This is a genomic window from Comamonas sp. B-9, from assembly GCF_000410635.1.
GTDB lineage: Bacteria > Pseudomonadota > Gammaproteobacteria > Burkholderiales > Burkholderiaceae_C > Comamonas.
The window spans coordinates 1102-4238 of record NZ_KE148626.1 but is presented as its reverse complement, the minus strand read 5'-3'; the positions used below and the strand labels follow the sequence as shown (position 1 = coordinate 4238).

Genomic DNA, 3137 nt, shown 5'->3' with positions numbered 1-3137 from the left:
CCCCCCGCCGCTCCTGGGCGGACACGTTTCGCGTCTATACCGAGCCGGCCAGCCTGCGCATGCTGGCGCTGGGCTTTTCTGCCGGCCTGCCGCTGCTGCTGGTGCTGGGCACCTTGTCGTTCTGGCTGCGCAAGGCAGGGATTGACCGCAGCACCATTGGCTACCTCAGCTGGGTGGGGCTGGCCTATGCCTTCAAATGGGTCTGGTCGCCGCTGGTTGACCGGCTGCCGCTGCCGGGCCTCACGCGCCTGCTGGGGCGCCGGCGCAGCTGGCTGCTGCTGGCCCAGGGCCTGGTGGTTGCCGGCCTGCTGGGCATGGCCTGGGTCGATCCGCAGCTGCACCTCAAGCATGTGGTCTGGTGCGCGCTGGCGGTGGCCTTTGGCTCGGCGACGCAGGATATTGCGCTCGATGCCTACCGCATCGAATCGGCCGATGCCGATCGCCAGGCGGCGCTGGCCGCCACCTACCAGACCGGCTACCGCATCGCGATGATCTGGGCCGGCGCCGGCGTGCTGTGGCTGGGGGCCCTGGGCCTGCAAGAAGGTGCGGGCGACTACCAACGCCAGGCCTGGGGCTTTGCCTATATGGTGATGGCCGCCTCGATGCTGGTGGGCGTGGTCACCGTGCTGCTGTCGCCCGAGCCGGCGGCCAAGCCCATGACCCCCGCCCGCAATGCCGCCCAGTGGCTGCAGGAGGCGCTGGTCGCCCCCTTTGCCGACTTTGTTGGCCGCTACGGCTGGCACGCGGTGCTGATCCTGGCGCTGATTGCGATCTACCGCATCTCGGACGTGGTGATGGGCATCATGGCCAACCCTTTCTATGTCGACATGGGCTACACCGAGGCCGAGGTCGCCTCGGTCAGCAAGATCTTCGGCGTCATCATGACCCTGGTCGGCGCCTTTATTGGCGGCGTGATCTCGATGCGCATCGGCGTGATGCGGGTGCTGATGCTGGGCGCGGTGCTGTCAGCCGGCAGCAACCTGCTGTTTGCCTGGCTGGCCACGCGCGGCCATGACCTGGCGGGCCTGATTGCCGTGGTCTCGGCCGACAACCTGGCCGGCGGCATTGCGTCGGCCGCCTTTATCGCCTACCTGTCGAGCCTGACGAATGTGAACTACTCGGCCACCCAGTACGCGCTGTTCAGCTCGATGATGATGCTGCTGCCCAAGTGGATTGCCGGCTTCTCGGGCGTGTACGTGGACCATTTTGGCTATGCGCAGTTCTTTGTGTCGACGGCGCTTTTGGGGCTGCCAGTGCTGGTGCTGGTCTGGCTGGCGTCGCGCATCAGACCGGTCACTGGCGAGTTCTGAGAACGTTGACAGGAGCTAGGCGCGGTTTACCAAACTTTACGGCAGGGACAATCCGGCGCGACCCCAGCGTGCCACCATGGCCCTCTATAGCAAAATCTGCGGGTTCACCCGCCCATAACCATGACTGCCATGCATACCCACCAACTGTTGATGATCGAAGATGACGAGCGTCTGGCCAATATGGTGAGCGAGTATCTGGCCCAGTCAGGGCTGCAGGTCAGCCACATGGCCGATGGCGCCAGCGGCCTGTCGGCCCTGCAGGACCCGGCCAGCGGCCAGTCGCCCGACCTGGTCATCCTCGACCTGATGCTGCCCGATCTGGACGGCCTGGAGGTCTGCCGCCGCATCCGTACCTTGAGCGGCCCCGCAGCCCAGGTGCCTATCCTGATGCTCACCGCCAAGGGCGACCCGATGGACCGCGTCATCGGCCTCGAAGTAGGCGCCGATGACTACCTGCCCAAGCCTTTTGAGCCGCGCGAGCTGCTCGCCCGCATCCGCGCCATTCTGCGCCGCCGCGTCGATGGTGGCAGCGCCGCAGCCCCCGCCAGCCAGGTGCTGCGCTTTGGCAGCCTGGAGATCGACCGCGATGCCCGGGCCGTCACCATCAGCGGCAAGCCTGCCGACCTGACCAGCTACCAGTTTGACCTGCTGGTCACCCTGGCCGAGCGCGCCGGCCGCGTGCTCAGCCGCGACCAGATCATGGAAGCCGTGCGCGGCCGCGAACTCGAAGCCTTTGACCGCTCCATCGATGTGCACATGGGCCGCATCCGCGCCGCCATCGAGGCCGATGCCAAAAACCCGCGCCGTATTCTGACCGTGCGCGGCGTGGGCTATGTGTTTGCCAAACAGCAGGACTGAGCCCCGGCGCTAGCGCCCCTTTGCACGTTTGCACGCATGCATCTCTACAAATACTTCGCCGAGCGGCTTTATCTGCGCATCTGGCTCACCGTGGTGGGCGGCGTGGCCGTGCTGATCCTGGTGATTGGCTGGGCCTGGCAGGCGGCGGCGGAGAAAAACGCCACGCCGCTGCAGCCGCCGGCGCGCGAGCTGCTGATCCGCAGTGCCGATGGCGGAGTGCTGCTGCATGGCGAGGCGGTGCGCCAGCCTGGCGACCCGAGCGAATTGGTGCTCTACCTGATTGAAGACGACCAGGGCCGCACCTACGAGATGGAGCTGCAGCGCCGCTCCGGCCGGGGCGAAGGCCACCGCCCACCGCCGCCCAACCTGGGCCCCTGGTGGTTCTGGGTCAAGCCGCCGTTTGGCTTTTTCTGGATGCTGGGGCTCATCGGTGTCGTCGTCGTGGTCGGCGTGTTCCCCATCATCCGCCGCCTGATGGGCCGGCTCGAGGCGCTGCGCAAAGGCGTCAAGCAGTTTGGCGATGGCGACCTGTCGGTGCGCGTCGATGTGCGCGGCAATGACGAGGTCAGCGACCTGGCCGAGCAGTTCAATGCCGCCGCTGCCCGTATCGAGGCGCTGGTGCAGGCGCACAAATCGCTGCTGGCCAACTCCTCGCATGAGCTGCGCAGCCCGCTGACCCGCATCCGCATGGGGGTGGAGCTGATGGGCGAGAAGCCCTCGCCCACCTTCAAGCAGGAGATCCAGCGCAATATCGCCGAGCTCGACCAGCTGGTCGACGAGATCCTGCTGGCCAGCCGCCTGGGCGCGCGCGAGGCCGATGTGGGCACCCCCGAGATGATCGACATCATCGGCTTGTGCGCCGAAGAGTGCGCGCGGGTCGAGGCCGATCTGGAAGTCGCCGACATGCATGGCGATGCGATCGAGGTGCGCGGCATTGCCAAGCTCCTGCGCCGCGCCGTGCGCAACCTG

Annotated in this window: 3 protein-coding genes; all 3 read left to right on the top strand. The window is 66.9% G+C overall.

Annotated elements, in window-relative coordinates:
- On the top strand, nucleotides 1-1310 hold a 1310-nt coding region (locus H928_RS28515), incomplete at its 5' end, for an MFS transporter (protein ID WP_043340845.1).
- A 129-nt stretch (nucleotides 1311-1439) separates the two neighbouring features.
- Nucleotides 1440-2168 carry a response regulator transcription factor gene (locus H928_RS0117310; protein WP_043340843.1) on the top strand — a complete coding sequence of 243 codons (729 nt, stop codon included), beginning with the start codon at nucleotides 1440-1442 and terminating at the stop codon, nucleotides 2166-2168.
- A 36-nt stretch (nucleotides 2169-2204) separates the two neighbouring features.
- Nucleotides 2205-3137 (top strand): HAMP domain-containing sensor histidine kinase (locus H928_RS28510; protein ID WP_239645000.1); only part of this gene is annotated, 933 nt, incomplete at its 3' end.